Origin of the sequence: Flavobacterium cauense R2A-7 (assembly GCF_000498475.1) — a bacterium.
GTDB classification, from domain to species: domain Bacteria; phylum Bacteroidota; class Bacteroidia; order Flavobacteriales; family Flavobacteriaceae; genus Flavobacterium; species Flavobacterium cauense.
Genome location: NZ_AVBI01000001.1, coordinates 292,231 through 318,277 on the forward strand (window position 1 = coordinate 292,231; position 26,047 = coordinate 318,277).

Genomic DNA, 26,047 nt, shown 5'->3' on the forward strand with positions numbered 1-26,047 from the left:
AAATCTAAAGATACTATTTTTTTACGATTCGTTTTGTTCCTGTTTTACCGTCGGTAGTTTCCACTGTAAGCAAATAAATTCCGTCAGGTAATGATGCAATATCCATTTGAGCATCCTTTGAATTTTTCACTTTTGTTCCCAACAAGGTGTATACTTCCACTTTTTCAATCGGACTCGTGGTTGCGACAGTAATTATTCCGCTTGACGGATTCGGATATACCGTAAAATTTTGTAACGATTGAAAATGCGCAGTACTCAATGTAGCACTATATTCATATGCCCCCATATCCACTGTAGTGTTTACAATTCGGTTGTTTCCGGCCAAATCCACTAAAACCGTTCCGGGAACATACGTATTGTTTCCCGCATTGATGGCTGGTGACGATGCCTGTAAAGTATAATCCGGATTGAACAACGGATTCGAATTGATTCCGCTAATTTGCCCGCCTTCCGAAATCGTATTGGTTAAAAGTGAACCACCGGTTCCTGTTGGATTAATAGGCGTTGTCGAACCATTACCGTAAATGATTGAATTCCGTATATACGAATTTGAACCGTTATCCGTACGCAACACATTACCATTTACACCGGTATTGTTGCTGAAAGTACAGTTAATTACGTTGGCATTGATCCCCAAAGCTGTTCCACTGTTGGCAAAACTTGCACTGAAATACAGACACGAAGGTCCGGTACCGCTAACATTGTTGTGGAATAATGAATTCGTAATCGTTGCAGTACCATACCAGCTGTAGCCACTGGCGCCGTTAACCAAAAATTGCGCATTGGTTCCGGAATAGTTGTTTCGGATGATACAGTTTTCGAAAATGCCGTTATAGCTTAAATTCGACACACTGTTGGCAAAATACGCCGCAAACACTCCTGTATCCGATCCGGAATTCTTTTCCAGAATACAATTTTGTAATTTTATGGAAGTGTTATCATTTGCCATATACGGATTCAGATAAATTGCACCCCCACGGGTATGATAATACTGTGTGGCACCTGCGCCCCCGGTTTGTGTGCCGCCGTTTGCATTTCCGCCGCTTATGGTAAAACCGTCAAGATAAACATCTCTGACATTTCCCACCAGCGAAACCACATGATAGGAATTATCCTGACGCGAACTTTCTGCAGCCGTTATCACCGAAGTGTCATTTCCGGACAAATCCCCACTCAAAACCGTTGGGTTTGCCGTTGGATTTCTTTGTTCTCTCAGGGTTTCGGTTCCGTTAAATCCGCCGTATATCTTTAAATTGGATTTCATTAAAAAGCTGGAAGTTCGGGCAGTTCCGTTGGGCTTATACATTCCGCCGGCCACCCAAATCTCATTTATGGAAACCACTGCAGCGTCCAAAGCCGTTTGCAAATTCGTATAGGCGTTGTTCCAAGATGTGCCGTTATTGCTTCCCGTGGCATTGGCGTTAACATAAATTGGCGTTAACGGTTTGTCTTCTACAAACAACTGTTCGATTTCAGCCGGTAGTAAACTGGTTTCATACCAATGGATCTGATCGATACCATCTGTATACATTCCGGTATTGGCAACATTCGTACTTTTGGCAATATACAGTGGCTGGGTGGCATTCATCGCTCTGCGGCGCAACACTTGGGAAACCGTAAAATACCCGACCAACGTTTTCGTATCGGTAGTAACCAATACATTGTCAATATACATATCATAGACCGTTGTTCCTGTACTGTGATAATAAGCACCGTCAAAATAAAGCGATTCTGTTGTCTTGGCCTGACAATACACATGGTGCCAATTATTATCAACGACGGTATTGGGTGAAATCAATTCGGCTACTTGTCCTAAGGTGTAGGTTGAATTTACGCTGACATTGCTTTGTGCGTTGAACACCATTTTGCCGTTCTGCAAGGCTACCGACCAACCGCAAGGGTTTGTTTGCACAAATTGGTCGAAAATGTATTTTTTTTCTGCGGTATTCGTACTTGTCTTTACCCAAAAGCTGATTCCGAAAGAATTTACATATTGCGCATTGGTTCCACCGGCAGAAAACCAATCGCCGTTTAACGCAATGGCTTTATTGGCTTCATTGTTTCGGTCGGTTTGGATGGTTCTAGATGCTCCTGTCGCAACAAGTGTTGGTGTACCCGAATTTAAAAGCGGGTTCACATCGCTGGTTAATGCACCATTGGTAAACTTGTAATCTTTGATTAATCCTGTAGTAGGAATCTGTGCCGTAACTTTCAGGAAAGAGAAAAACGCAAGTAAAACAAGTAATTTTGGCTTCATAGTTAGTCTGATTTAATATTTGAAGCAAATGTCAATCAGACGAACTATTTATTTAACAATTTTTTTCTGAATCGACTTTATTTTTTTCTGAAACCGATTTTTAAAACAAATCCTGAATCATTTCTAGAAATTCGTCTTTTTTGTCTTTGGCAATCGGTATGGTTTTGTTGTTTTCCATGACGATGTGGAAACCGTCTTTTTTTGACAGTTCCTTCATATACTTCAAATTGAGCAAATAGGAACGATGCGGTTTGTAAAAAATCGGTTTGTCTTCCAACTGATCCACAAAATGCTTGAGTGGTTTACAGATGAGTTGCGTTTCGCTGTTTTTCATGTACACTTTGGTATACATGCCATCGGCTTCGAACAGTACGATATCATCGTGCGAAACAAACAGGATTCCTTTCGGCACTTCTAATATCATTTTATTGAGCGACAATTGCTGGAACACTTTTTTTAAATTGTCCAACTTGTCGGTTATGCTGTTTTTATCAATATTTTTTTGGGCTTTGACTATGGCATTTTTCAGTTCGGTTACGTCGATAGGCTTTAAAATATAATCCACCGCCGAAAGTTTGAAGGCCTGAACCGCATATTCATTATAGGCTGTAATGAAAATGATCTGAAAACTGATTTCGTTCGGTTCAAAAAACTCGGCTATCTGCAAGCCGGAATATTTGGGCATTTCGATATCCAGAAAAACTATATCCGGCTTGTGTTCTTTGATTAAAGCCACACCCGATTCCAAATCGGAAGCTTCATATTGCTCCGAAATATCGGGACATTGTTCTGCGATAAGCGTACTGATTAAGCGTCTCGCCTTATTTTCATCGTCTATGATTATTACTTTCATTGCCTTTGATTTAGTACAAATGTCATTATTAAATCGGAATACTTCCCGTTTTCTTTCCGAAACAAAGCGCTTCTTTTCCAAAAACGATCAAAACGGAATAAAAATAGCGACCCGTGTTCCTTGAGCTTTGTTGTTTTCGTCGTACAAATCCTCTATCGTTACCGTTGTTTTCCGAATTCTTGTTTTGTTGATTAACTCGATTCGTTTCGCATTGGCGCTGGTAGCAAACGATTTGTGCAAATAGGCCCGTTTACTGTTCAAGGCCGCCGAAGCTTCTCTTCCGATACCGTTATCGGTGATGGCACAAAGCAATCCGTCTTTTTTATCGTTTAAGGTAAAAGAAATCGTCAGTATTCTGTTGTCTTTTTTATGCAGTAATCCGTGTTTCAGCGCATTTTCAATATACGGCTGAAGAAACAAGGAAGGAATTTTTACCGAAAACGTATCGAGATTTTCATCCACTGAAATCGTATACTCCAAAGCGTCTTCAAATCGGTCTTTTTCCAGTTCCAGATACAAACGCAAAGCCTTTAATTCTTCTTCCAAGGGCACTTCACTTTCACGACTGTGCTCCAGATAAATCCGGATTAGTCTTGAAAATTTGACCAAATAAGCGCTGGCCGTGTCCTTTTCGTTGGTTACGATGTACTCCTGAATTGAGTTTAACGCGTTGAAAATAAAATGCGGATTCATTTGTGACCGCAGATTCTCGAGCTGTGAAAACACCAGTTCCTTATCGATTTCCGCTTTTTCCAAGGCGATTTGTTTTTCCTTTTCGGCACGTTTCAAACGCACTCGGAAGTACATCCAAAAAACAGAAACAAACAACAAAGAGACCAAAACATAAAACCACCACTTTTGCCAGAACGGCGCATTGACGGAAAGTTTCATACTGATGGGTGTCGAAGCGATTCCGTTGTGATTCACCGCTTTAACTTCAAACACAAAATTCCCGGAAGGTAAACTCGAGTAGCGTACAAAATCGATGCCTTTTTCCAACGACAGCCATTTGTCGTTCAGTCCGAGGAGACGGTAGTGGTAAACGATGCTTTCGGACGATTGGAATCCGTTTGCATTGAAACCGATTTTTATGGCATTCTTATCATAATCCAATGTATATTCCGATTGCAATACCGTGTCTTTTTCCTGAATACTGACACCTGTAAAATAAAGGATTGGCTGCACTGTTCTTTTAAAGCTATTCTCTTTATCAAGCACAAAAAGCCCTTTGTTGGAGGACAGAAATACCTGATTGGAAGCAATCTCAATATCGGAAATCGCATAACTTTCCAAACCTTCATTTTTGGTTAGATTTTTAAATCTCCCCGAAAGAACATCCAAGACCTGAACCCCCTGATCCGTAACTAACCACAGTTGGTTACCATCACTTTTCAATTTCCCGGTCTGATTGGACAACAAACCGTTAACAGTGGTATAATTGCAGATCACCTTTTGATTTTTAATCCCTAAAATCCCGTCTTTAAAAGTTGAAACCCATAGTGTTCCATCTTGCGTTTCTTCCATATCGATTGCAAAAATGGGCTGGTTTTTATGGCGAATTACCGTCTGGTTCCCCAACGAATCAAACCGTATCAATTCGTCTACAAACCCAACATAATTGGATTTTTCCACTTTACTGTACAAACAGGTATAGGCTCTTTTCATTCGCAGATCCGTCACACTGAAACTTACCTTATCCGATATGAAACGTGGTTTTTGAAACGACAGCTCCTTACTGGAGATCCTGAAATCCGAAAACGGGTTTATCAGCAATGTAGCCCGATCGTAACTGGCATTCAGCAATGCGTTATCGTTAGCGATTGCCATGCCTTTGGAAGCCGTAAAATAAGGTGTTGTCGTAAGTGTATTATTGTTTAAATTCCACAAATACGATTGTGATTCCTGACTTATAAAAACTGCCCGATACGCTTCATTATACACGATTTGTGAAACTTTAGCCGAAGAAAGCAATGGAAAAGAAGTCGTTTGCAGCGTTTCCTTATTCAAAACACCGATTTCGCCTTCGGTTGTTCCAAAAACAAGATGCGTTTTGTCTACCGACTCCATAGCGGTAATCTGACCGGAATTTTTCTGTAAACCGACTTTCTTTACATAAATATTGGGCATTACAAAAACACCATTGCGAAGGGAAGTAAGCCAGAAATTATTGTTTTTGTCCTTGATAATTTTTGTGATGTATTCTGAAGACAGATAGGTGGCTTTATAATGAAGTTCTTTTCCGTTCCAGGAACAAACAATTACACCCTGATTGGTACAAAACCAAAGCAGATTGTCCTTATACAGCACCCGAACAATCGTTTTATCAACCAATTGCTGCGGTATTCCAATGCTCTTAAAGGGTGCCGATGGGCTTGCTTTTACAAAAAAATGCTGTCGGTTTTCAAAATAGGAAGAAAAAAACAAGGCCGAATCCAATTTGCAAAAAGCATTATTTTTCGTTTCAACCATCTTTTTCTCGAAAGTAAAAACGTCTTCAATGGTACCTTTTTCCGAGATTTTTTTGATTTGATTGGACAATACAAAATACAGCTGCTTTTCATAAAAAAAAGGATAACCGTAATAGGGTAATTTTGAAATCCTGTCTTTAATGATGTCTCGTTTTCTGGTGGTGAGATTGATTTTGAAAACCCCTTTTTCGGAAAAAGCAATAAGATGTTGGTTGTGTATCACGAATTCGGGCAGCTGTCCTTTGAGCTCGTCTTTTAAATCGGTAAACAGGTGCATTTTCCCTTTTTCGATATAAAAAAACTGACCCGAAATGGTATTGCACCAAATGTTACCTTTGAAATCTTCAAATAATCCGAAAACCGAAAGCCCTCTTTTTTCCGAATGCGTATAATTCAGAAACGTTTTACCGTCATAGCGGTAGAGTCCTTTATCGGCTGCCAACCAAATAAAGCCGTTACGGTCTTCCAATACATCATAAAATTCGATATCGGGTAAGCCGTCTTTTTCCGTGAGCTGGATAGTTACGGGTTGTTGCGCGTGCAGGAATGTGACGCATAAAAAAAGGAATATATAGACTACTTTCTTTTTCAAAAACGCATTTAAAAAAATAAAAATAGTGGAATGAAATTAAAATAGACCTTTTTTCTTTTTAAAAGTATCGTTTTTGTTGCTGAATTGACGGTTACGACCATACTTTCCCGAACAATTTACCCTAAAACAGATTTTCGGATTACTCGGTTGAATAATTTATAGCCTAATTTTGAACGCAACAATCGCATTGCATTTGCATCAAATCCGATGGTGTAACGGGTAAAACTTTTGTTCGGATTGTTGGCGATACTGAATAAGGTTTTGGTTATCTCGGGTGTCAGGTTGGTGTTTTTCTTTGTTTTCTTATGCAGAATATCTGTAATCTTTTCCATCATTCTGTTGTAAGAAGGGATTTCTGATGGATCGGATTTGGTTACATGACTCTGAAAAGCCGTTGGAGCATTACCAAACTGAACGGTACTCACACTGATATTAAAATCAATCAACTCATACGACATGCATTCCGAGAAGCTTTCCACCGCTTTTTTAGTGGAATGGTAAAAACTGCCCAAAGGCAAATTCACCAACCCGGCAATCGAAGAAATATTGATAAACTGGCCGTACCCCTGCGTTCTGAAAACGGGGATAAACGCCCTGCAAATTTTTACCACGCCCAACCAATTCACATCAACGATATGCTTGATTTTATCGTCCTCGGAAAGTTCTACAAAACTGCGGTATCCGATTCCTGCATTGTTGATAATTGCATCGATGGTGGTGTGATTTTTGAGAATTTCTGTTTTGGCTGCTTCAATGCTTTCGGTAGAGGTTACATCCAACAGATAACTGCTCACATTGGGAAGTGCCACGACTTCTTTTCCGTGATCTAAACAAGTCATCGTAGCTATTACATGCCAACCGTTTTGGGAAAAATATCTGGCCGTTTCTTTTCCTATTCCGCTGGAAGCTCCAGTTATCAATACCGTTTTCATCTTATTCCGATTTATCGTAATTAATTTTTCCCACATGTCGCATTATTCGAACGATTTTATCTTTTCTTCTGTTGGTATACGACGATGAATTGGACGCTTTAAATTTTCTTGGATTAGGCAAAATAGCCGCAATTCCGGCCGCTTCATATTTGGATAAGTCTTTGGCGTCTTTTCGGTACCAATGTTCACTCGCGGCTTGTGCCCCGTAAACGCCATCGCCCATTTCGATACTGTTCAGATACACTTCCATGATGCGTTCTTTGCCCCAAATCAGTTCAATCAAAACAGTAAAGTAAGCTTCCAGTCCTTTGCGCAGGTAACTTCTGCCCTGCCACAGGAAAACATTTTTGGCGGTTTGCTGTGAAATGGTACTGCCTCCTTTTAATTTTTTTCCTTTCTGATTGCTTTCATAAGCATTGGCTAAGGCTTTAAAATCGAAACCGTTGTGTTTAAGAAAATTACCATCCTCGCTGGCAATCACCGCTTTTTGAAGATTCGTCGAAATATCTTCCAACGGCACCCAATCGTGGCTGCAAGTCATTTCTTTTCCGGCTTCCTGTTGTTCCAAAGCACGGGTAATCATTAAAGGCGTAAACGGTACGGGTACAAATTTGAAAATAATCACCGACAATATGGACAAACCGAATAACCACAAAAACAGCTTCAGGAAAAACACGACGATTCTTCGTCTTAGGCTACGTTTTTCGGTTTTTGATTTTGGTTTGGCCGGTTGTTTTTTTACTGGTTTCTTTGTTGCCATTTATACTAAATCTGCTAATTCCTGTCCTACCAAACTCCCTATGGCAACGCCCATTCCACCCAGGCGGACGCCGCAATATACATTAGCGGACAATTGTTCAACGATTGGTTTTTTGTGGGAACCCAAGCCCATAATGCCACTCCAGCGGTGGGCAATTTTATAATCCGTATTGGGCAAAATCACTTCAGAAAGCAATTGCTCCAAGCGGTGTTGTATTTTTTCGGTCAGGCCGAATTCTGAAGTGGTTTCGCCTTCAAAATCGAGGTTTCTTCCACCACCAAATAAAATCCGGTCGCCAATATTTCTAAAATAATAATAGCCACCATCAATATGAAACGTTCCTTTGATATCGAGATTCGGAATCGGTTCGGTTATCAAAACCTGTGCTCGAGCCGGACGTACCGCTCCCTCGGTAATGTTACCAGCGAAACCGTTAGTGGCAAAAAGCACTTTTTTGGAAGTGAAGGTGAAATTCCGCGTATGAATCTGAACCCCATTATCAGAATCGTGAAAATCGGTTACCGTTTGTTGGTTTAAAATCAGGATATCATTTACGATGGCTTGTTTTAATAAGGCCTGCATCATGTTTCCGGTATCGATTTGTCCTTCAAATGGATTAAAAATCAAATACTCGTGAATGCCTTTGAAGTCAAAACGATCCATTTCTTTTGCAAAAACATCCGTTCTGAAAAGCGGTTTCAGAATATCATTTACGAAAGGCAGTTTCTGCAAACATTCGGCATACGTACTTTCATCTTCTTTGAGAAAAATTTCATAACCGCCGTATGGTTTAAAATCAATTGTAGCATCGCCCAACCGTTTGCGCAACAACTGCAAACCATTCCAACGTTTTTGAATGAGTTGGATGACTTCCTCCTCACTGTAATTTTTAAGGTCTTCAATAATTTCGGAAAGGCTTCCGAAGCAGGCAAAACCGGCGTTTTTGGTACTGGCACCTTCGGGTAAAATTCCTTTTTCCAGCACCAGAATCTTACTTTCCGGGAAACGCTCACGAAGGCGCAGTGCGGTATGCAATCCCACAATTCCGCTGCCAACAATGGTATAATCAACGTTGGTAAACCAATTTTTCAGTTCCCAAAAGCTAACATTCATACGGTTTATTTTCTTGCTTTCAATTTATTTTTAATCGAGTTAATAACCAAAGGCGCTGTAGAAATCAAAATAATTCCAATTACAATTAGTTCGATGTTTTTCTTCAGATCAATGATATTACGCTCTAACAAATAAGTATAAAGATAATGTCCTGCGAAAATCAGGATGAACGACCATAGGAAAGAACTCAAAATGTTGAAAAACATAAACTTCTTCTTTTCCATTTGGACAATACCGGCTACAATTGGCGCAAAAGTTCTGATAATCGGCAGGAATCGGGCAAAAATAATGGCTCTTCCTCCGTGTTTTTCAAAAAACAAACGCGATTGGATTAAATATTTTTTCTTGAACCAGAAATTATCTTCTTTGGAGTACAAGTAATGTCCGCTTTTGGCTCCAAACCAATATCCGACAATATTTCCAATGATTCCTGAAATAGCCACAAGAGTCGCTAAAACAGCAACATTAGTAAACTCATTTTCAATAACTACAAGTTCGCGCATTAAGGTTTCACTGTAAATACCGGAAAGAAACAAAAGACTGTCTCCGGGCAAGAAGAAACCGGCAAACAAACCTGTTTCGGCAAAAACGATAAACAATACGATGTAGATTCCGATATGGTGACCGGCGATTTCAAGATTGATGTAAAATTCGGGATTTAGTAACTGTGTCCAGTGAAAATCTTCTTTCATTTGGATATTTCTTTAAAATTTAAATTTCTCTTTTTGTTTCCCATTTATCGACTGCGCTGGTGGCCAAAGCATTCCCAAGCACATTGGTCATACTTCTTGCCATATCACAAAAATGGTCGATTGGTAAAATCAGGGCGATACCTTCCGGCGGGATACCGAACATCGCACAAGTAGCCACTACTACAATTAAGGACGCTCTAGGCACACCGGCAACCCCTTTACTGGTAAGCATTAGCACCAACAACATCGTTAACTGTTTGTCTAACGGCATATCGATTCCGTATACCTGAGCGATAAAAATACTGGCGAAAGTCATGTACATCATGCTTCCGTCTAGATTGAACGAATACCCCAAAGGCAATGTAAACGATACGATGCGGGGCTGACAACCGAAACGCTCCAATTCTTCCACCATTTTTGGAAAAACGGCTTCACTACTGGTTGTTGAAAACGCTATCAATAAAGGGCTTTTGATTCTTTTCAGTAACGTCCAAAGGCGGTTTCCTAAAATCAAATACCCAACGAAAAGCAATAAAATCCAAAGCAAGATAATTCCGATGGCAAAAGCCAAAAGATAATTGGCGTACAGACTGAAGATTTCAAATCCGTAATTCGCAACGGCAGCCGCTACAGCTCCAAAAACACCAAGCGGAGCCAACCACATGATATAGGTTACCATTTTCAGAACCACATGGGAAATTTTATCGAACAACTTTATAACTGATTTCCCTTCCTTTCCTAAAGTGGACAAGGCAATTCCGAAAAGGATTGAGAAGATAACGATTTGAAGGATTTCATTGGTGGCAAAAGCTTCAAAAATACTTTTCGGAACCACGTGTTTTACAAATTCTTCCAGCGAAAATGATTGGGTTTTTTCCAATAATTCAGAAGCTGATGACGTATCCTCCATTTTAATGTTGGTTCCTTTTCCGGGTGCTAATGTATTGACCAGAACCATTCCCAACAATAAAGAAATCAATGATGCGGTAATGAACCACCCCATTGCTTTGGCTCCTACACGCCCCACCATTTTCATGTCGCCCATTTTGGCAATACCCACCACCAATGTTGTGAACACTAACGGTGCGATAATCATTTGAACCATTCTGATAAAAAAAGTCCCCAACAGTTTTATGTTCTTAGCGAAAGCTTCTTTTATCTCCGGAAACTGATAGTGAATGACTCCTCCCAGAATCACCCCAAGCAGCAATGCGACAATAATCGCTATAAAGAGTTTATTGTTGTTATTTTTCACTTCAAAATCAATTTTAGTCCGTGAAAATAGTCATATTTTTTGAAACGACCTTTTCTTTATGGAATAAAAACAGGATTCCATTCTAAAACTTTAAAAAACAAAGATTTACGAAATCTGTAATTTTCACTTTACAAAAACCTCATGAAATACATAATTCGCAATAAAAAAACTTTTTGTAGTATTTTATATCAAGAAAATACTGTAGTTAATTCATTTATTCTGTTTTTATTTTGCGTTAAATGCATTGTTTGTTATATTTTTTTAACTATTTAATAAAAATGTTAAATATATTTGCGATGAAAACCAAAAAAACCACAAATCAATAAACAACCAAAAAATTATGAAGTACAGATTACTTTCGATTGCTTTACTGGCATTTACGAGTTTCTCTTTCGCTCAGAACGGAACTTCGTTTTGGAAGGCTTCTTCAAAAAAAAGTAACGCCGTTACTACACAAAGAGGAGCTACTCTGCCTACTAAAAATCTCTTCGATTTAGATATCGAGAGCTTAAAAAATGCTTTGGCTAATTCTCCCAAAAGAGGCGTTAATTCAGGGAAATCCAATGTTATCGTTTCCTTTCCCAACGCTGAAGGTCAATTAGAGCGTTTCCGCATTTTGGAAGCTTCCAACATGGAACCCGGTTTAGCAGCACGTTATCCTGAAATCAAATCTTATGTAGGCCAAGGAGTTGACAATCCAACGGCTATCATCTATTTCAGTGTCTCTCCGTTAGGACTTCAGACCATGCAATTAAACGCAGACCAATCGGCTGTTTTTATTGAACCGCTTACGCAAGATTTAAAAACATATAGCGTTTACAGAAAAGCAGACAAACTGCAATCGTTTTCACATTTTGACTGTAAAGTAATGGACAACGCGGCATCAACGCTTACCAATACGGAGTTGACTGCCCGCCCAAATGCAGACGACGGAACCTTGAGAACTTTCCGTTTGGCAATGTCCGTAACTGGAGAATATACCGCTTATTTTGGCGGAACAAAAGCATTGGCATTGGCCGCAATCAACAACACCATGACACGCGTTAACGGGGTTTTCGAAAAAGACTTCAATGTGCGCATGAACCTGATTGCAAACAACGATGCCGTGATTTATACCTCAGCGTCCACTGATCCGTATTCTGCCGCTGCAACCGGTACAGGAGGCGCATGGAATTCCGAATTGCAGTCAACGTTAACTTCCGTAATCGGAGAAGCCAATTACGATGTGGGACACCTTTTCGGAGCATCCGGAGGCGGTGGTAACGCAGGATGTATCGGATGTATCTGTGTAAACGGACAAAAAGGAAGCGGTTACACTTCGCCTTCCGACGGAATTCCTTCTGGAGATAACTTTGACATCGACTATGTGGCTCACGAATTAGGCCATCAATTTGGCGCGAATCATACTTTTTCCCATAGCAACGAAGGAACAGGTGTTAACGTAGAACCGGGTAGTGGCTCGACGATTATGGGCTACGCTGGAATTACCAGCCAGGACATTCAGGCACATTCTGATGCTTTTTTCCATGCGGCTAGTATTCAACAGGTAACCAACAATATTAAAACTAAAACCTGTCAGACCAGTACCGCAACCGGAAATGCAATTCCGACCGCTTCAGCCGGTTTAGATTATACCATTCCAAAAAGTACTCCGTTTATGTTAACAGGATCCGGCACGGATGCTAACGGGGATGCCCTTACCTATGTTTGGGAACAAATGGACAGCTCTTCTTCTACACAAACAGGAGCAAGTTCTGCCGCCAGTGCTACAAAAACATCGGGACCTACTTTCAGATCTTATGCCCCAACCACTTCCACAACACGATATTTCCCTAAAATGTCATCAGTTTTAACAGGCGCAACGACAACTGCCGGATCGGAAATTACTGTTGAAGCCGTTCCATCGGTAGCCAGAACCATGAATTTCAGATTTACTGTTCGTGACAACCGAGCAGGTGGTTCCGCCAATAACAGTGACGACATGATTGTTACCGTTAACGGAACTGCCGGACCATTCACGGTAAGCGCACCAAATACAGCAGTTTCCTGGGCTGGCGGATCCACACAAACGGTAACCTGGAATGTAGCCGGAACCACTGCCAACGGTGTAAACTGTGCCAATGTTGACATTTTAATTTCAACCAACGGAGGTACAACCTGGTCTACTTTATTAGCGGCAACGCCAAATGACGGAACTCAGACTATTACGGTCCCAAATACTGCCGGAACACAAAATAGAATTATGGTAAAAGGAAGTAATCATATTTTCTTTGATGTATCGAATACTAATTTCACCATTACTGCAGGAACCGCTGACACCACAGCTCCATCGGCACCAACAAGCTTAACAGCCTCAGGAACTACAACTACCACTACGAATTTATCATGGACTGCTGCCACGGATAATGTAGGCGTAACCGGATATGACGTATACAGAGGCACGACGCTTTTAGGAACTGTAGCTACCACTACTTATAATGTAACGGGATTAACTGCTGCGACGGCTTATACGTTCTCTGTTAAAGCAAAAGACGCGGCCGGAAATGTTTCTGCAGCAAGCAACACGGTTAATGTAACTACTTTAGCAGTTTCAGATACAACAGCACCATCGGCTCCAACAAGTTTAACAGCTTCCGGAACCACACAAACTACCACCAATTTATCTTGGACTGCCGCTACAGACAACGTTGCCGTAACAGGTTATGATGTTTATCAAGGAGCAACATTATTAGGTACTGTAGCAACTACAACTTATAATGTAACCGGTTTAACCGCTACAACAGCTTATACGTTCTCTGTTAAAGCAAAAGACGCGGCCGGAAATGTTTCTGCGGCAAGCAACACGGTTAACGTGACAACATTAGCAGCAACTGCTGCTTACTGTACTGCACAAGGAAACAGCGTGGCCGACGAACAAATCGGAAGAGTACAAATCGGAACCATCAACAACGCTTCTACCGGAGGAACCGGATATACCGATTTCACTTCAATTTCAACAAACCTTACCAAAGGAGCAACAGCAACGATTACGGTAACACCGACATGGACTTCAACGGCTTATGCTGAAGGATATGCGGTTTGGATTGACTATAACGGGGATAAAGATTTTGATGATGCCGGAGAATTGGTATGGAGCAACGCCGCTGTTTCCACTACGCCGGTTTCAGGCACATTCACCGTTTCTGCTACTGCTACAGCAACTTCAACAAGAATGCGTGTTTCGATGCGTTACAATACAATACCTGCTGCCTGTGGAGCCTTTGATTACGGACAAGTGGAAGACTATACTGTTAATTTAGTAGCGGGAACAGCAGACACTACTGCTCCTACTGCTCCAACAAGTCTAACCGCTTCAGGTACAACACAAACAACTACAAACCTATCTTGGACAGCAGCTACAGATAACGTAGGTGTAACCGGATACGATGTTTACAGAGGAACTACTCTATTAGGAACAGTAACTGCTACCACTTATACTGCAACCGGTTTAACCGCTGCTACTGCTTATACTTTCTCTGTAAAAGCAAAAGATGCGGCCGGAAATGTTTCTGCAGCAAGCAACACGGTTAATGTAACTACTTTAGCAGCAACAATTACTTACTGTACATCACAAGGAAACAGTACTGCAGATGAAAAAATCGGAAAAGTTGTTTTTGGAACCATCAGCAATACTTCAACAGGTACTGCCGGATACGAAAACTTCACTGCATTATCGACAAACGCAGCCCGCGGTTCTTCAAACACGATCACTATCACGCCGTCATGGACATCAACGGTTTACTCAGAAGGCTATGCCGTTTGGATCGATTACAACCAAAACGGTGTTTTCACTGATGCTGGGGAATTAGTATGGAGCAACGCTGCTTCAACCACCACCCCTGTAAGCGGAACATTCACCATTCCTGCAACTGCAACTTTAGGGGCTACAAGAATGAGAGTTTCCATGAAATACAATGGTGTTCCAACATCTTGTGAAGCATTCTCTTACGGTCAGGTGGAAGATTATACGGTAAACATCACTTCTGCAGCGAAAGAATTGGAACCAACCAACACCCTTTCTGCAGTTAAATTGTACCCGAACCCTGCAACTAACGTGATTAACGCAACGGAAGTTTCAGAAAACGCAACTTTCACTGTATACAATTTATTAGGTCAGTCGGTACTGAAAGGTAAATTCAACAACGGTGCCATCGACATTACAAACATTGGATCCGGAAACTATATTTTGGAAATTTCCGACAACGATAATGTAACTACAAAACGTTTCATTAAGAAATAATAAAGTAGTAATTCAACTTATAAAAGGTCTTCTGTAACGGAAGACCTTTTTTGTTAAATCCGTTTTCAGAATCTACGCTATCGATAAATTCATTACTTTTAGGCTTTCTTTCAAAAAAAAAATTACAATGAAAAAACTCCTTATTTTAACACTTGGAATGATGGGATTAACCGCAACGGCACAGGATGTCATGACTCCGGAATTGCTTTGGAAACTCGGCCGTGTTACACCGCTTGGCATTTCTAAAGACGGAAAAAATATCGTCTACAAAGTTTCTACCCCTTCTGTGGAAGAAAACAAATCAAATGCAAAATATTATACAATTCCGGTGAACGGAGGAACAGCAACAGAAGTAACCGACACCAAAGATTTAGTGGCCGACAAAAACAGTTCTTCCGACGGTAAGTACAAACTGCTGCACAAAGAAGTCAAAGTTGAAAAAATATTAGGAAAAGACCTTTATCCCGAACTTAAAAAAGCCGATGCACAAGTTTACGACGGTTTGGATTACCGTCATTGGGATACCTGGAACGACGGAACACACAACCATGTTTTCTTTTCAGAGAACAACGACAAAGCCATTCCGGTGGATATCATGAAGGGAGAAGCGTTCGATACGCCGCAAAAACCGCATGGTGGGGACGAAGATTACATTTGGTCACCCGACGGCAAAAGCATCATTTATGTATGCAAAAAGAAATCGGGAACGGCTTATGCCATCAGTACCAATACCGATTTGTACGAATACAATATCGAAACCAAAACCACCAGAAATTTAACCGAAACCAATTTAGGATACGACACCCATCCTTCGTTTTCACCAAAAGGAGATTTAACGTGGTTGCAAATGAAACGCGATGGTTATGAAGCCGATAAAAACGACATCATTGTTCGTTTCAAAGGCATGGACATCAATTTGACAGCCGCTTGGGACGGAACCGTAGAAAGTTTCAAATGGAGTGCCGATGCCAAGAAAGTATATTTCATAGCAGCCGTAGACGGAACCAAACAACTCTTTGAAGTGAATTTCCCGGGACTGACCAAAATTGCAGTTACGGTAAGACAAATTACCAACGGCGATTTCGATGTTACGGAAATTGTTGGTTTCACCGAAGGAAAAGTAATTCTGGCAAGAAACGACATGAATCATGCTTCGGAAATTTATTCTTATGAATTCAAGAAAAAAGCATGGAAACAAATTACCAATGTGAACACTGAGATTTACAGCAAATTAGCTTTAAGCAAAACCGAAAGACGTTACGTAACGACTACGGATGGTAAAAAAATGCTGGTTTGGGTAATCCTTCCTCCCAATTTCGATAAAACTAAAAAATATCCAGCCTTATTATACTGTCAGGGCGGACCACAAAGTGCCTTAACCCAATATTATTCGTTCCGTTGGAATTTCCAGACCATGGCAGCTCAAGGCTACATCGTTGTGGCGCCAAACCGTCGCGGAATGCCGGGTCACGGTGTGAAATGGAACGAAGACATCAGTAAGGATTGGGGCGGACAAGTAATGGACGATTACCTTTCAGCGATTGATGACGTTTCTAAAGAATCCTATGTAGACAAAAGCCGCCTGGGTGCTGTAGGCGCTAGTTATGGAGGTTATTCGGTATTTTACTTAGCCGGAATTCACAACAATCGTTTCAAAACATTCATTTCCCATTGCGGTGTTTTCAACCTGCAAAGTATGTACGGAACTACTGAAGAAGTATTCTTTAACAACTTCGATCACGGTGGAGCGTATTGGGAAAAAGACAATGCCGATGCTCAAAAAGCGTACACCAAATTTAACCCAATCAATATGGTAAACAACTGGAACACGCCAATTTTGATTATCCAGGGCGGAAAAGATTACCGTGTGCCTATCGGACAAGGACAGGAAGCTTTCCAAGCAGCACAGTTAAAAGGCATCAAAAGCCGTTTCTTACTTTTCCCGGAAGAAAACCACTGGGTGCTAAAACCACAAAATGCCCAGGTTTGGCAACGTGAATTTTTCAAATGGCTGAAAGAAACATTATAATCTCTTAAAAAAATCCCGTCTTGTTTTAAAACAGAAGACGGGATTTTTCCTTAATGAAAGTATAAATTGTTGTTAAAATGTCTTTTAAATTGTAACAATTTATACTTTTACCAACCTATAGTGAAACCAAAAATTAAAACTATGTTATCTATTCCTATTAAACCGTTTCTTGTGGCTTCGTCGATGATTGTCAGCATGGCATCCGCATTCGCACAAGACAACTTAGTGAATTCGCTAAAAATCAATGCCAGCGAAAAAAGTAAAGAACTTTATAAATTTACGGATGTTATAAACATCGAGAATACCTCTGTTAAAAACCAAGGTTCATCAGGAACGTGCTGGAGCTATTCGGCCAACTCCTTTTTAGAATCGGAAATGATCCGCATGGGTAAAAAACCGGTAGAACTTTCTCAAATTTTCTCTGCGCGCAATGCATATGTAGAAAAAGGAAGAAATTATGTTCGTATGCACGGTTCGGTTGCTTTAGGCGATGGTGGTGCCTTTCACGATGTAATCAATATGTATAAAAAATACGGAGCAGTTCCTCAATCGGTGTATACCGGTTTAAATTATGGCACCGATAAAAATAAATTTGCCGAAATGGCGGCGTTAACCGAAAGCTTGTTAAAAGCGGTGGTGAGCAATCCAAATGGCGAATTGACGCCAAACTGGGAAAAAGCGTATACGGCTGTAATTGATTCGTATTTGGGACAAACTCCAAAATCGTTCCAATACAACGGAAAAACCTACACTCCAGAAACATTTGCTAAAGAAGTAGTAGGTATCAATGCCGATGATTATGTTGAAATTTCTTCTTTACAGGAATATCCGTATTACACTAAATTCACTTTAATGGTACCGGACAACTGGTCTTTCGATCAGGTTTACAACGTAAAAATGAACGAATTAACAGAAACGATTGATCACGCATTGAAAAACGGATACAGTGTAGCTTGGGCTGGTGATGTTAGTGAAAAAAGTTTCTCTTGGAAAAACGGAGTGGCTTTTGTTCCTGAGAAAAGAGTGGAAGAAATGACGGCTGAAGAAAAAGCAGACATGTTCAACGGACCCAAAAAAGAAATGGTTGTTACCGAAGAAATGCGTCAGAAAGCTTTTGACAACTACACTACTACAGACGATCACGGAATGCACATTGTTGGAATTTCAAAAGACCAAAACGGTAAAGAATACTATATCGTGAAAAACTCTTGGGGAACTACAAACGACTACAAAGGCTATTTGTACATGAGCAAGGAGTTCGCTAAATACAAAGCAACGGCTATCATGTTACACAAAAAAGCAGTTCCTGCCCCTATCGCTAAGAAATTAGGTGTTTAAGAAATAATCTTCACACGGAGGAGCCGAAGGCGAACTGGTGAAGCAATCAAAATAAAACCCGACTCTTTTTGTGGAGTCGGGTTTTATTTTATCTAAAATTTGCCAAAAAAATTATATAAAAAAATCCCATCACGCTTGGCGGATGGGATTTTTTATTTTGAATTATTCAGGATCTTTCATTTTGAAGGTCTCCATAAACTTCGTGGTGTAGTTTCCGGCAACATAATCCGGTTCGTCCATCAACTGTCTGTGGAACGGAATCGTAGTTTTGATGCCTTCGATTACGAATTCATCCAGAGCGCGTTTCATTTTATTGATTGCTTCTTCTCTGGTTTGCGCAGTAGTAATCAACTTTGCAATCATGGAATCGTAATTTGACGGAATTGTATACCCTGCATAAACGTGAGTATCCAAACGTACTCCGTGTCCTCCCGGTGCATGTAAAACTGTAATTTTACCCGGAGACGGACGGAAATCGTTATAAGGATCTTCTGCATTGATACGACATTCGATGGAGTGTAACTGTGGCAAGTAGTTTTTACCTGAAATCGGAATTCCGGCCGCCACCATAATCTGCTCACGGATCAAGTCATAATCAATAACCTGTTCTGTAATCGGGTGCTCTACCTGAATACGGGTATTCATTTCCATGAAGTAGAAGTTTCGGTGTTTGTCCACTAAGAACTCTACCGTTCCAGCTCCTTCGTATTTGATGAATTCAGCCGCTTTTACAGCCGCTTCACCCATTTTCTCACGCAACTCATCCGTCATGAATGGAGAAGGCGTTTCTTCAGTTAATTTTTGGTGACGACGCTGTACGGAACAGTCTCTTTCCGAAAGGTGACAAGCTTTACCGTAAGAATCACCCACTACCTGAATTTCGATATGACGTGGTTCTTCGATAAGTTTTTCCATGTACATACCGTCATTTCCGAAAGCGGCTGCCGCTTCTTGGCGGGCACTTTCCCAAGCTTTCAGCAATTCTTCTTCCTTCCAAACGGCACGCATCCCTTTTCCTCCACCTCCAGCAGTTGCTTTAAGCATAACTGGATAGCCGAATTCTTTTGCTAATTTTTTTGTTTGTTCGAAAGACTCCAATAGCCCATCAGAACCTGGCACACAGGGTACTCCAGCCGCTTTCATGGTAGCTTTTGCAGAAGCTTTGTCACCCATTCTGTCAATCATTTCCGGAGAAGCACCAATAAATTTAATATTATGTTCCTGACAGATTTTAGAGAATTTAGCATTCTCAGAAAGGAATCCGTAACCCGGGTGAATTGCGTCTGCATTGGTAATCTCTGCAGCAGCAATAATATTGGACATCTTTAAATAGGAAAGATTACTTGGTGCTGGTCCGATACAAACTGCTTCGTCTGCAAACTTAACGTGCAAGCTCTCCGCATCTACAGTGGAATACACCGCAACCGTTTTGATTCCCATTTCTCTACAGGTTCTGATGATGCGCAATGCAATCTCTCCCCTGTTTGCGATTAATATTTTTTTAAACATCTTTTTCAATTAGATTATTAGACAATAAATTGAATTTAGAGTTTAGAATTTAGAATTTAGAACAGAATCACTTCTAATCTAAAACACTTCTAACTTCCGAATTCTAATTTCTAATTTTTAAGACGGATCTACTAAGAATAATGGTTGGTCGAATTCTACCGGAGAAGCATCATCCACTAAAATTTTAACGATTTTACCGGAAACTTCCGCTTCGATTTCGTTGAATAATTTCATTGCTTCAATTACACAAACTACGTCGCCTTTAGAAATTGTGCTTCCTACTTCCACAAACATCGGTTTGTCTGGAGACGGTTTTCTGTAGAAAGTACCAATCATCGGAGATTTAACAGTAATGTATTTTGAATTTTCGTCTGCTGCTGGAGCAACTGGTGCTGGAGCAACCGGTGCTGCAACTGGTGCAACTGGTGCTGCAACCTGAGGCATCGCCTGCATAGGCATTTGCTGAATATAAGTCGTTTCAGCTGCTCCGGCTTCAGTGGTTTTGATGGTGATTTTAAAATCATCCATTTCTAATTTTACTTCTGTAGCACCTGATTTTGCTACAAATTTGATTAGGTTTTGAATTTCTCTGATATCCATACTATTCTAAATTTGGTTTTGGTTTGTTATTGTTTGTTATACGCCCATTTTAAGTAGATGGCTCCCCATGTGAAACCACCGCCAAAGGCTGCAAAAATAATATTATCTCCTTTTTTCAACTGACTTTCAAAATCGCTTAACAACAAAGGTAAGGTCGCGGAAGTAGTGTTTCCGTATTTTTGAATGTTGATTAAAACTTTCTCATCATCCAATCCCATTCGGTTTGCTGTAGCATCAATGATACGCTTATTGGCCTGATGTGCTACCAACCAATTGATATCGTCTTTCGACAAATTGTTGCGTTCCATGATTTTTTCGCTCACATCAGCCATTCCGGAAACAGCATATTTGAATACGGTTTTCCCGTCCTGGAATACATAATGCTGTTTGTTTTTAACCGTTTCTTCCGAAGCGGGTAAAATAGATCCGCCTGCTTCGATTTTCAGGAATTCACGACCTACACCATCACTTCTTAAAAACTCATCCTGGAATCCTAAACCTTCCGCGTTAGGTTCAAACAATACGGCTCCGGCGCCATCTCCAAAGATGATGCACGTGGCTCGGTCGGTATAATCGATAATGGAAGACATTTTGTCGGCACCAATCAGCAGTACTTTTTTGTAACGTCCTGATTCAATATAGGCAGATGCGGTAGACATTCCGTAAAGGAAGCTGGAACATGCTGCATGTAAATCGTAAGCAAAAGCGTTAACCGCTCCGATTTGAGTGGCAACATACACTCCTGTAGATGCTACCGGCATATCTGGGGTTGCCGTAGCCATAATTACTAAATCGATATCTTTCGGATCGATCCCTGCTTTTTCAAACAGGTTTTGCGCTGCTCGTATCGCCATAAAAGAAGTCCCTTGCCCTTCTTCTTTTAGCATTCTTCTTTCTTTGATTCCGGTACGAGAGGTAATCCATTCGTCATTGGTATCGACCATGGTTTCCAATACTTGGTTTGATAAAACAAAGTCCGGAACGTAGGCGCCCACTGCTGTAATAGCGGCTGTTATTTTATTCATAAAAGTTGTATTTTTCTTCCTGAAAAAAAGATTTCAAAAAGTGGTGGAAATTACAAAAAAAATCCCAAACCTATATTCTTTTATTACTACTTAATTAGTTTCGAATAGGTTTTAACAAAAAAAACTCCCACACAGTGAGAGTTTTCTCTATTCATTTTTCGGATTAAGCTTCCGCTACTTGCTTGTCAATAACAACTTGACCTCTGTAATACATTTTACCTTCATGCCAGTAAGCTCTGTGATACAAATGTGCTTCTCCAGTTATTGGACATGTTGCAATTTGAGGAACTGACGCCTTGTAATGCGTTCTTCTCTTATCTCTTCTTGTTTTCGAGGTTTTTCTCTTAGGATGTGCCATCTTACTATATTATTTATCCGTTAATAGTTGTTTTAATTTATCCCAACGGGGATCATTATTTTCTTCTTCTTTATGTTGCTCTTTCGGAGCCAGTTCATTGAGCTTTTCAATAGCTTCGGTTTTCAAAGTCCCGTCTTTCACCCCAGGGTGAACGCGTTTTGAAGGCACCGAAAGCACTATCATCTCATAGATATACTGAGCCACATCTACCTGAAATTCACCGTGAGGCAAAATCAGCAACTCATCATTCTCATTATTAAAAGCATCTCCGAATTTCACAATCAGGTTCAGCTTTCCTTTTATTGGCAGATCAAATTCCTCACCGGTTAAATCACAAGGTACATTTACAGTCCCTTTGTGTTTAAAAGCAAGTTCGAGCATAGTGCTCTTCTTATCCAAAACCAACTCCACTTTGATATTGACATCATTGTATTCGTCAAATTCAAAGCCCTCAAAGAACTTTTTATCTATTTGATAATCAAACTGATGTTTCCCCAACTTTAACCCCACAAACGGGATTAAAAAATCTTTCTGAATATTCATACCAACAGTTTTGAGCGTGCAAAGATATAAAATTATTGTAAATTCAAACGAGTTGTAAACATTTTTTTGTTTATAACTGTTTTTGCTTTGTTTTCAAAGGGTTTTTTACCAACTCTTTGTATTCGTTTCGGTTATGAAACACATCCAGTGCTAAATAAACAGCCTCTTTAAACGAATTGTAATCCGCCAGTCCTTTTCCGGCGATTTCATATGCCGTACCGTGATCCGGAGATGTTCTAATCTTATCCAATCCTGCGGTATAATTCACACCTTTCCCGAACGACAGGGTCTTGAACGGAATCAATCCCTGATCGTGATAGGCCGCAATAACCGCATCGTATTTTTCATATTGTCCCGAACCGAAGAAACTGTCTGCGGAGTAAGGCCCGAAAACCATCATTCCTTCGTCAAATAATTTTTTCAGCGCCGGCTTAATTACCTCATCATCTTCTTTTCCGATAACGCCGTGATCACCACAATGCGGATTCAATCCTAAAACTGCAATTTTTGGCTTTGTGATTCCGAAATCCTGAAGCAATGTCTTGTTAATAGTTGTCAGCTTGGTTCGGATTAACGCCTCAGTTAAATGGGCCGAAACTTCATTGACCGGCACATGATCGGTTAACAATCCTACCCGCAAATTGTCCTGAACCATCAACATCAGGGCATCCCCTTCCAATTCCTGATTCAGGTAATCAGTATGCCCCGGAAAATGAAATTCTTCCGACTGTATGTTATACTTATTAATAGGAGCCGTCACCAAAACATCCACCAACCCTTCTTTCAACGCTTTCGTAGCCGCAACAAAAGACTTAACAGCATATTTTCCAACCGCCTCGTCATTTGTCCCGAATTCGATATTAACTCCTTCACGCCACACATTCAGCACATTGATTTTTCCAAAAACCAACTGATCCAGCTTATCAATACCGTGAAGGCTTGCCTCCAGATTCAGTGTTTTTTTAAGAAAGGAAAGAATTTTTACGTTCCCGAAAATAACCGGCGTGCAAAGTTCAAGCATACGTGTATCTTCGAAGGTTTTTAAAATTACTTCGCTTCCGATACCGTTCAAATCTCCTATGGAAATCCCTACAATTATATTTTCTGCTTTTTTAACCATGACGACTAGTTATTTATTCCTAATTTTGGATGTGCAAATTTAGCAAAATAAATAGTTATGTTTACAGGAATTATCGAAACTCTTGGAACTATTCAGGATATTCGGAAAGAAAATGACAATATTCACGTTACGGTAGGTTCTTCCATTACCGACGAACTGAAAATCGACCAGAGTGTTGCCCATAACGGCATCTGTCTTACGGTAGTAAAAATCGAAAACGACACCTATACCGTAACCGCAATAAAGGAAACCATTGAAAAGACCAACTTGGGTGACTGGAAAATTGGGGACACCGTGAATTTGGAACGCGCCATGAAGTTAGGCGATCGTTTGGACGGACACATTGTTCAGGGCCATGTGGACCAAACTGGTGTTTGTAAAAAAATAGAAGATGCCAACGGCAGTATTTATTTCACTTTCGAATACGACCGCAAATTAAACAACATCACTATTGAAAAAGGATCGATAACCGTGAACGGTGTAAGTCTCACGGTAGTTAATTCAAAAGAAAACGAATTCAGTGTAGCCATCATTCCTTACACTTTGGAACACACCAATTTCAAAAACTTTAAAATAGGAACAAAAATAAACCTTGAGTTTGACGTTGTGGGAAAATATGTGGCACGTTTACACGAACTGAGAAACTAACCTTTAACAATAAAAAAAAGCTTCAAATTAATTTGAAGCTTTTTTTGTGTTTATAGTTTTTATGTAATAACCGGCTAAACCTAACGCGCCTACAACAAGAAATACTATTCCGGCATCAACAGGAAGACCTGGCGGCGGAGTTGGTGGTGGTGGCGGTGGTGCTTCTTGCGAAAAAGCCACTGAAGCATTTAACAATACTACCGCACTCAACATTATTTTATGTAGGCTATTTTTCATGGGCGTAAAAATATGAAAATTAACTTCCCGACAAAAAAGAAATTTATTTTTTTATCAAAATTTAATATTCTGTTTATATTTTATCAGAACAACATTAACATTAGTCGGTGATTTAACCAGGTTAACACCGATACCTTATTTAACGAAAATAGAAAGATTTTTCTATAAAACAAATATGTTTTGAAAAAAATCTTAATTTTTTCTTAATTCAAAAAAACAAAATCTTAATAAACCTTAGTAAAAGACCTTGTTTTACCAAGGCCTTTTACCGTTGTGGTCCCACCTGGGCTCGAACCAGGGACCACCTGATTATGAGTCAGGTGCTCTAACCAACTGAGCTATAGGACCGGTTTAGAGGTTGCAATATTACTATTATTTTTTGTGCTGACAAAAATTAATTCGGGTTTTCTTGACACAGTTCTACCAAAACCCCATTCGTACCTTTCGGATGAAGAAACGCAACCAGCTTATTATCAGCACCTTTTTTAGGAATTTCGTTCAAAACCGTAAACCCTTCCGATTTTAATCTTTCTATCTCGGCAACGATATCTTCCACATCAAAAGCAATATGGTGGATACCTTCTCCTTTCTTCTCGATGAATTTCGCAATCGGGCTGTCCGGATTGGTAGCTTCCAGCAACTCAATTTTATTAGGACCGTTCATAAAAAAAGACGTTTTCACCCCTTCACTGGCCACTTCTTCCTGCTTGTAAGCCGGCGCTCCGAATAGTTTTTCAAAAACAAGATTGGACACTTCCAGATCTTTTACTGCAATTCCTATATGTTCTATTTTTCTCATTTTTTTTAATTTGACAACAAAGTTAACAAAATTTCAAAAGACTTTCTTTTATAGCCCTGATGGGAGCGGCATCCTTTTTTTGGTGACTGAGGTTCTCGAAGGCATCAAAAAAAGATAAAGCGGACAGCAGGAAAACGGACCGCAAAAAAGCACTGCCCATTCGCTCCAAAAAAGAAAACTTACCCCTAAACTTTGTCTCTTTACCACTTTGAAACGTTGTAACTTAAAAAAATCGTATTTTTGCACCATGGAAACAAACAGACAAAAAAAGATAGGAACGGTTTTGCAAAAGGATTTAGTGGATATTTTGCAGGGAGAAGTACGTAAAAACGGGATCAGCAATCTGATTATTTCTGTATCGAAAGTGAATGTAACTACAGATTTATCGGTAGCAAAAGTGTATTTAAGCATTTTTCCGGTAGACAAAGGTCCGGAACTTTTAGCAGCGATTCGTACCAACACCCCCTTAATAAAACACGATTTGGCACAACGCGTAAAACAACAATTGCGCCGTGTACCGAATCTGACTTTTTACATCGATGACAGTTTGGATTATATCGAAAAAATTGACACTGCCTTAAAAGGAGAAGAAAACCCGATTGAAAACCGCGACCTTTTAGACAAAAGAAAGAAATCATAA

General features: G+C 40.1%; 21 protein-coding genes and 1 tRNA gene. 5 read left to right on the forward strand and 17 right to left on the reverse strand.

Going from position 1 to position 26,047, the window contains the following annotated elements; all coding sequences use genetic code 11:
* Nucleotides 1–13: 13 nt before the first annotated feature.
* The 8 genes from FCR2A7T_RS01350 to FCR2A7T_RS01385 form a co-directional block, all read right to left on the reverse strand.
* Nucleotides 14–2,257 (reverse strand): T9SS type A sorting domain-containing protein, encoded by a 2,244-nt coding sequence (locus FCR2A7T_RS01350; protein WP_023569467.1) that lies wholly within the window; start codon nucleotides 2,255–2,257, stop codon nucleotides 14–16.
* Between the two features lie 100 nt (nucleotides 2,258–2,357).
* The gene (locus FCR2A7T_RS01355; RefSeq protein ID WP_023569469.1) at nucleotides 2,358–3,110 is read right to left on the reverse strand and encodes a LytR/AlgR family response regulator transcription factor; all 753 of its coding nucleotides are present in this window, start codon (nucleotides 3,108–3,110) and stop codon (nucleotides 2,358–2,360) included.
* 87 nt (nucleotides 3,111–3,197) lie between these two features.
* The gene (locus tag FCR2A7T_RS01360) at nucleotides 3,198–6,170 is read right to left on the reverse strand and encodes a sensor histidine kinase (protein ID WP_023569470.1); all 2,973 of its coding nucleotides are present in this window, start codon (nucleotides 6,168–6,170) and stop codon (nucleotides 3,198–3,200) included.
* 116 nt (nucleotides 6,171–6,286) lie between these two features.
* The gene (locus tag FCR2A7T_RS01365; protein WP_023569471.1) at nucleotides 6,287–7,102 is read right to left on the reverse strand and encodes an SDR family NAD(P)-dependent oxidoreductase; all 816 of its coding nucleotides are present in this window, start codon (nucleotides 7,100–7,102) and stop codon (nucleotides 6,287–6,289) included.
* A gap of 1 nt (nucleotide 7,103) precedes the next feature.
* Nucleotides 7,104–7,862: a monofunctional biosynthetic peptidoglycan transglycosylase gene (gene mtgA, locus FCR2A7T_RS01370; RefSeq protein WP_023569472.1), complete on the reverse strand. Its 759-nt coding sequence runs from the start codon at nucleotides 7,860–7,862 to the stop codon at nucleotides 7,104–7,106.
* Complete coding sequence (locus FCR2A7T_RS01375; RefSeq protein ID WP_023569473.1) at nucleotides 7,863–8,975, reverse strand: NAD(P)/FAD-dependent oxidoreductase; 1,113 nt, start codon at nucleotides 8,973–8,975, stop codon at nucleotides 7,863–7,865.
* A gap of 5 nt (nucleotides 8,976–8,980) precedes the next feature.
* Nucleotides 8,981–9,667 (reverse strand): DedA family protein, encoded by a 687-nt coding sequence (locus FCR2A7T_RS01380; RefSeq protein WP_023569474.1) that lies wholly within the window; start codon nucleotides 9,665–9,667, stop codon nucleotides 8,981–8,983.
* A gap of 19 nt (nucleotides 9,668–9,686) precedes the next feature.
* Nucleotides 9,687–10,922 carry a dicarboxylate/amino acid:cation symporter gene (locus tag FCR2A7T_RS01385; RefSeq protein WP_023569475.1) on the reverse strand — a complete coding sequence of 412 codons (1,236 nt, stop codon included), beginning with the start codon at nucleotides 10,920–10,922 and terminating at the stop codon, nucleotides 9,687–9,689.
* 340 nt (nucleotides 10,923–11,262) lie between these two features.
* On the opposite strand from FCR2A7T_RS01385, the gene FCR2A7T_RS01390 reads away from it, so the two are divergent.
* The 3 genes from FCR2A7T_RS01390 to FCR2A7T_RS01400 all read left to right on the forward strand — a co-directional run bounded on the left by FCR2A7T_RS01390 (nucleotide 11,263) and on the right by FCR2A7T_RS01400 (nucleotide 18,568).
* The gene (locus tag FCR2A7T_RS01390; protein WP_023569476.1) at nucleotides 11,263–15,201 is read left to right on the forward strand and encodes a reprolysin-like metallopeptidase; all 3,939 of its coding nucleotides are present in this window, start codon (nucleotides 11,263–11,265) and stop codon (nucleotides 15,199–15,201) included.
* A gap of 127 nt (nucleotides 15,202–15,328) precedes the next feature.
* On the forward strand, nucleotides 15,329–17,230 hold the full coding sequence (locus FCR2A7T_RS01395; RefSeq protein ID WP_023569477.1) for a S9 family peptidase: 1,902 nt from the start codon (nucleotides 15,329–15,331) through the stop codon (nucleotides 17,228–17,230).
* Between the two features lie 183 nt (nucleotides 17,231–17,413).
* Entirely contained in the window at nucleotides 17,414–18,568 is a 1,155-nt protein-coding gene (locus tag FCR2A7T_RS01400) for a C1 family peptidase (protein WP_051369488.1), read from the forward strand.
* A gap of 162 nt (nucleotides 18,569–18,730) precedes the next feature.
* On the opposite strand, the gene accC is transcribed toward FCR2A7T_RS01400, so the two are convergent.
* From accC to pdxA, 6 genes are all read right to left on the reverse strand, one after another.
* Nucleotides 18,731–20,077 carry an acetyl-CoA carboxylase biotin carboxylase subunit gene (gene accC / locus FCR2A7T_RS01405; RefSeq protein WP_023569479.1) on the reverse strand — a complete coding sequence of 449 codons (1,347 nt, stop codon included), beginning with the start codon at nucleotides 20,075–20,077 and terminating at the stop codon, nucleotides 18,731–18,733.
* A 117-nt stretch (nucleotides 20,078–20,194) separates the two neighbouring features.
* Nucleotides 20,195–20,677: an acetyl-CoA carboxylase biotin carboxyl carrier protein gene (accB, locus tag FCR2A7T_RS01410; RefSeq protein WP_023569480.1), complete on the reverse strand. Its 483-nt coding sequence runs from the start codon at nucleotides 20,675–20,677 to the stop codon at nucleotides 20,195–20,197.
* A gap of 26 nt (nucleotides 20,678–20,703) precedes the next feature.
* The gene (locus FCR2A7T_RS01415) at nucleotides 20,704–21,702 is read right to left on the reverse strand and encodes a beta-ketoacyl-ACP synthase III (protein WP_023569481.1); all 999 of its coding nucleotides are present in this window, start codon (nucleotides 21,700–21,702) and stop codon (nucleotides 20,704–20,706) included.
* A gap of 163 nt (nucleotides 21,703–21,865) precedes the next feature.
* A complete protein-coding gene (gene rpmF / locus FCR2A7T_RS14935; protein WP_081709356.1) occupies nucleotides 21,866–22,060 on the reverse strand; it encodes a 50S ribosomal protein L32 in 195 nt (64 codons plus the stop codon).
* A gap of 9 nt (nucleotides 22,061–22,069) precedes the next feature.
* The gene (locus FCR2A7T_RS01420) at nucleotides 22,070–22,603 is read right to left on the reverse strand and encodes a YceD family protein (protein WP_023569482.1); all 534 of its coding nucleotides are present in this window, start codon (nucleotides 22,601–22,603) and stop codon (nucleotides 22,070–22,072) included.
* A 70-nt stretch (nucleotides 22,604–22,673) separates the two neighbouring features.
* On the reverse strand, nucleotides 22,674–23,723 hold the full coding sequence (gene pdxA / locus FCR2A7T_RS01425; protein ID WP_023569483.1) for a 4-hydroxythreonine-4-phosphate dehydrogenase PdxA: 1,050 nt from the start codon (nucleotides 23,721–23,723) through the stop codon (nucleotides 22,674–22,676).
* Nucleotides 23,724–23,780: 57 nt separating this feature from the next.
* Between pdxA and FCR2A7T_RS01430 the strand changes: the two genes are divergently transcribed.
* On the forward strand, nucleotides 23,781–24,371 hold the full coding sequence (locus tag FCR2A7T_RS01430) for a riboflavin synthase (protein ID WP_023569484.1): 591 nt from the start codon (nucleotides 23,781–23,783) through the stop codon (nucleotides 24,369–24,371).
* Nucleotides 24,372–24,398: 27 nt separating this feature from the next.
* Here the strand turns inward: FCR2A7T_RS01430 and FCR2A7T_RS01435 are convergent, their stop codons facing one another.
* From FCR2A7T_RS01435 to mce, 3 genes are all read right to left on the reverse strand, one after another.
* Nucleotides 24,399–24,608 carry a hypothetical protein gene (locus FCR2A7T_RS01435; RefSeq protein WP_131473132.1) on the reverse strand — a complete coding sequence of 70 codons (210 nt, stop codon included), beginning with the start codon at nucleotides 24,606–24,608 and terminating at the stop codon, nucleotides 24,399–24,401.
* 274 nt (nucleotides 24,609–24,882) lie between these two features.
* Nucleotides 24,883–24,956, reverse strand: a tRNA-Ile gene (locus FCR2A7T_RS01440).
* Nucleotides 24,957–25,002: 46 nt separating this feature from the next.
* A complete protein-coding gene (mce, locus tag FCR2A7T_RS01445) occupies nucleotides 25,003–25,407 on the reverse strand; it encodes a methylmalonyl-CoA epimerase (RefSeq protein WP_023569486.1) in 405 nt (134 codons plus the stop codon).
* A gap of 247 nt (nucleotides 25,408–25,654) precedes the next feature.
* Here mce and rbfA point away from each other — a divergent pair, with 247 nt between their 5' ends.
* Entirely contained in the window at nucleotides 25,655–26,047 is a 393-nt protein-coding gene (rbfA, locus tag FCR2A7T_RS01450; RefSeq protein WP_023569487.1) for a 30S ribosome-binding factor RbfA, read from the forward strand.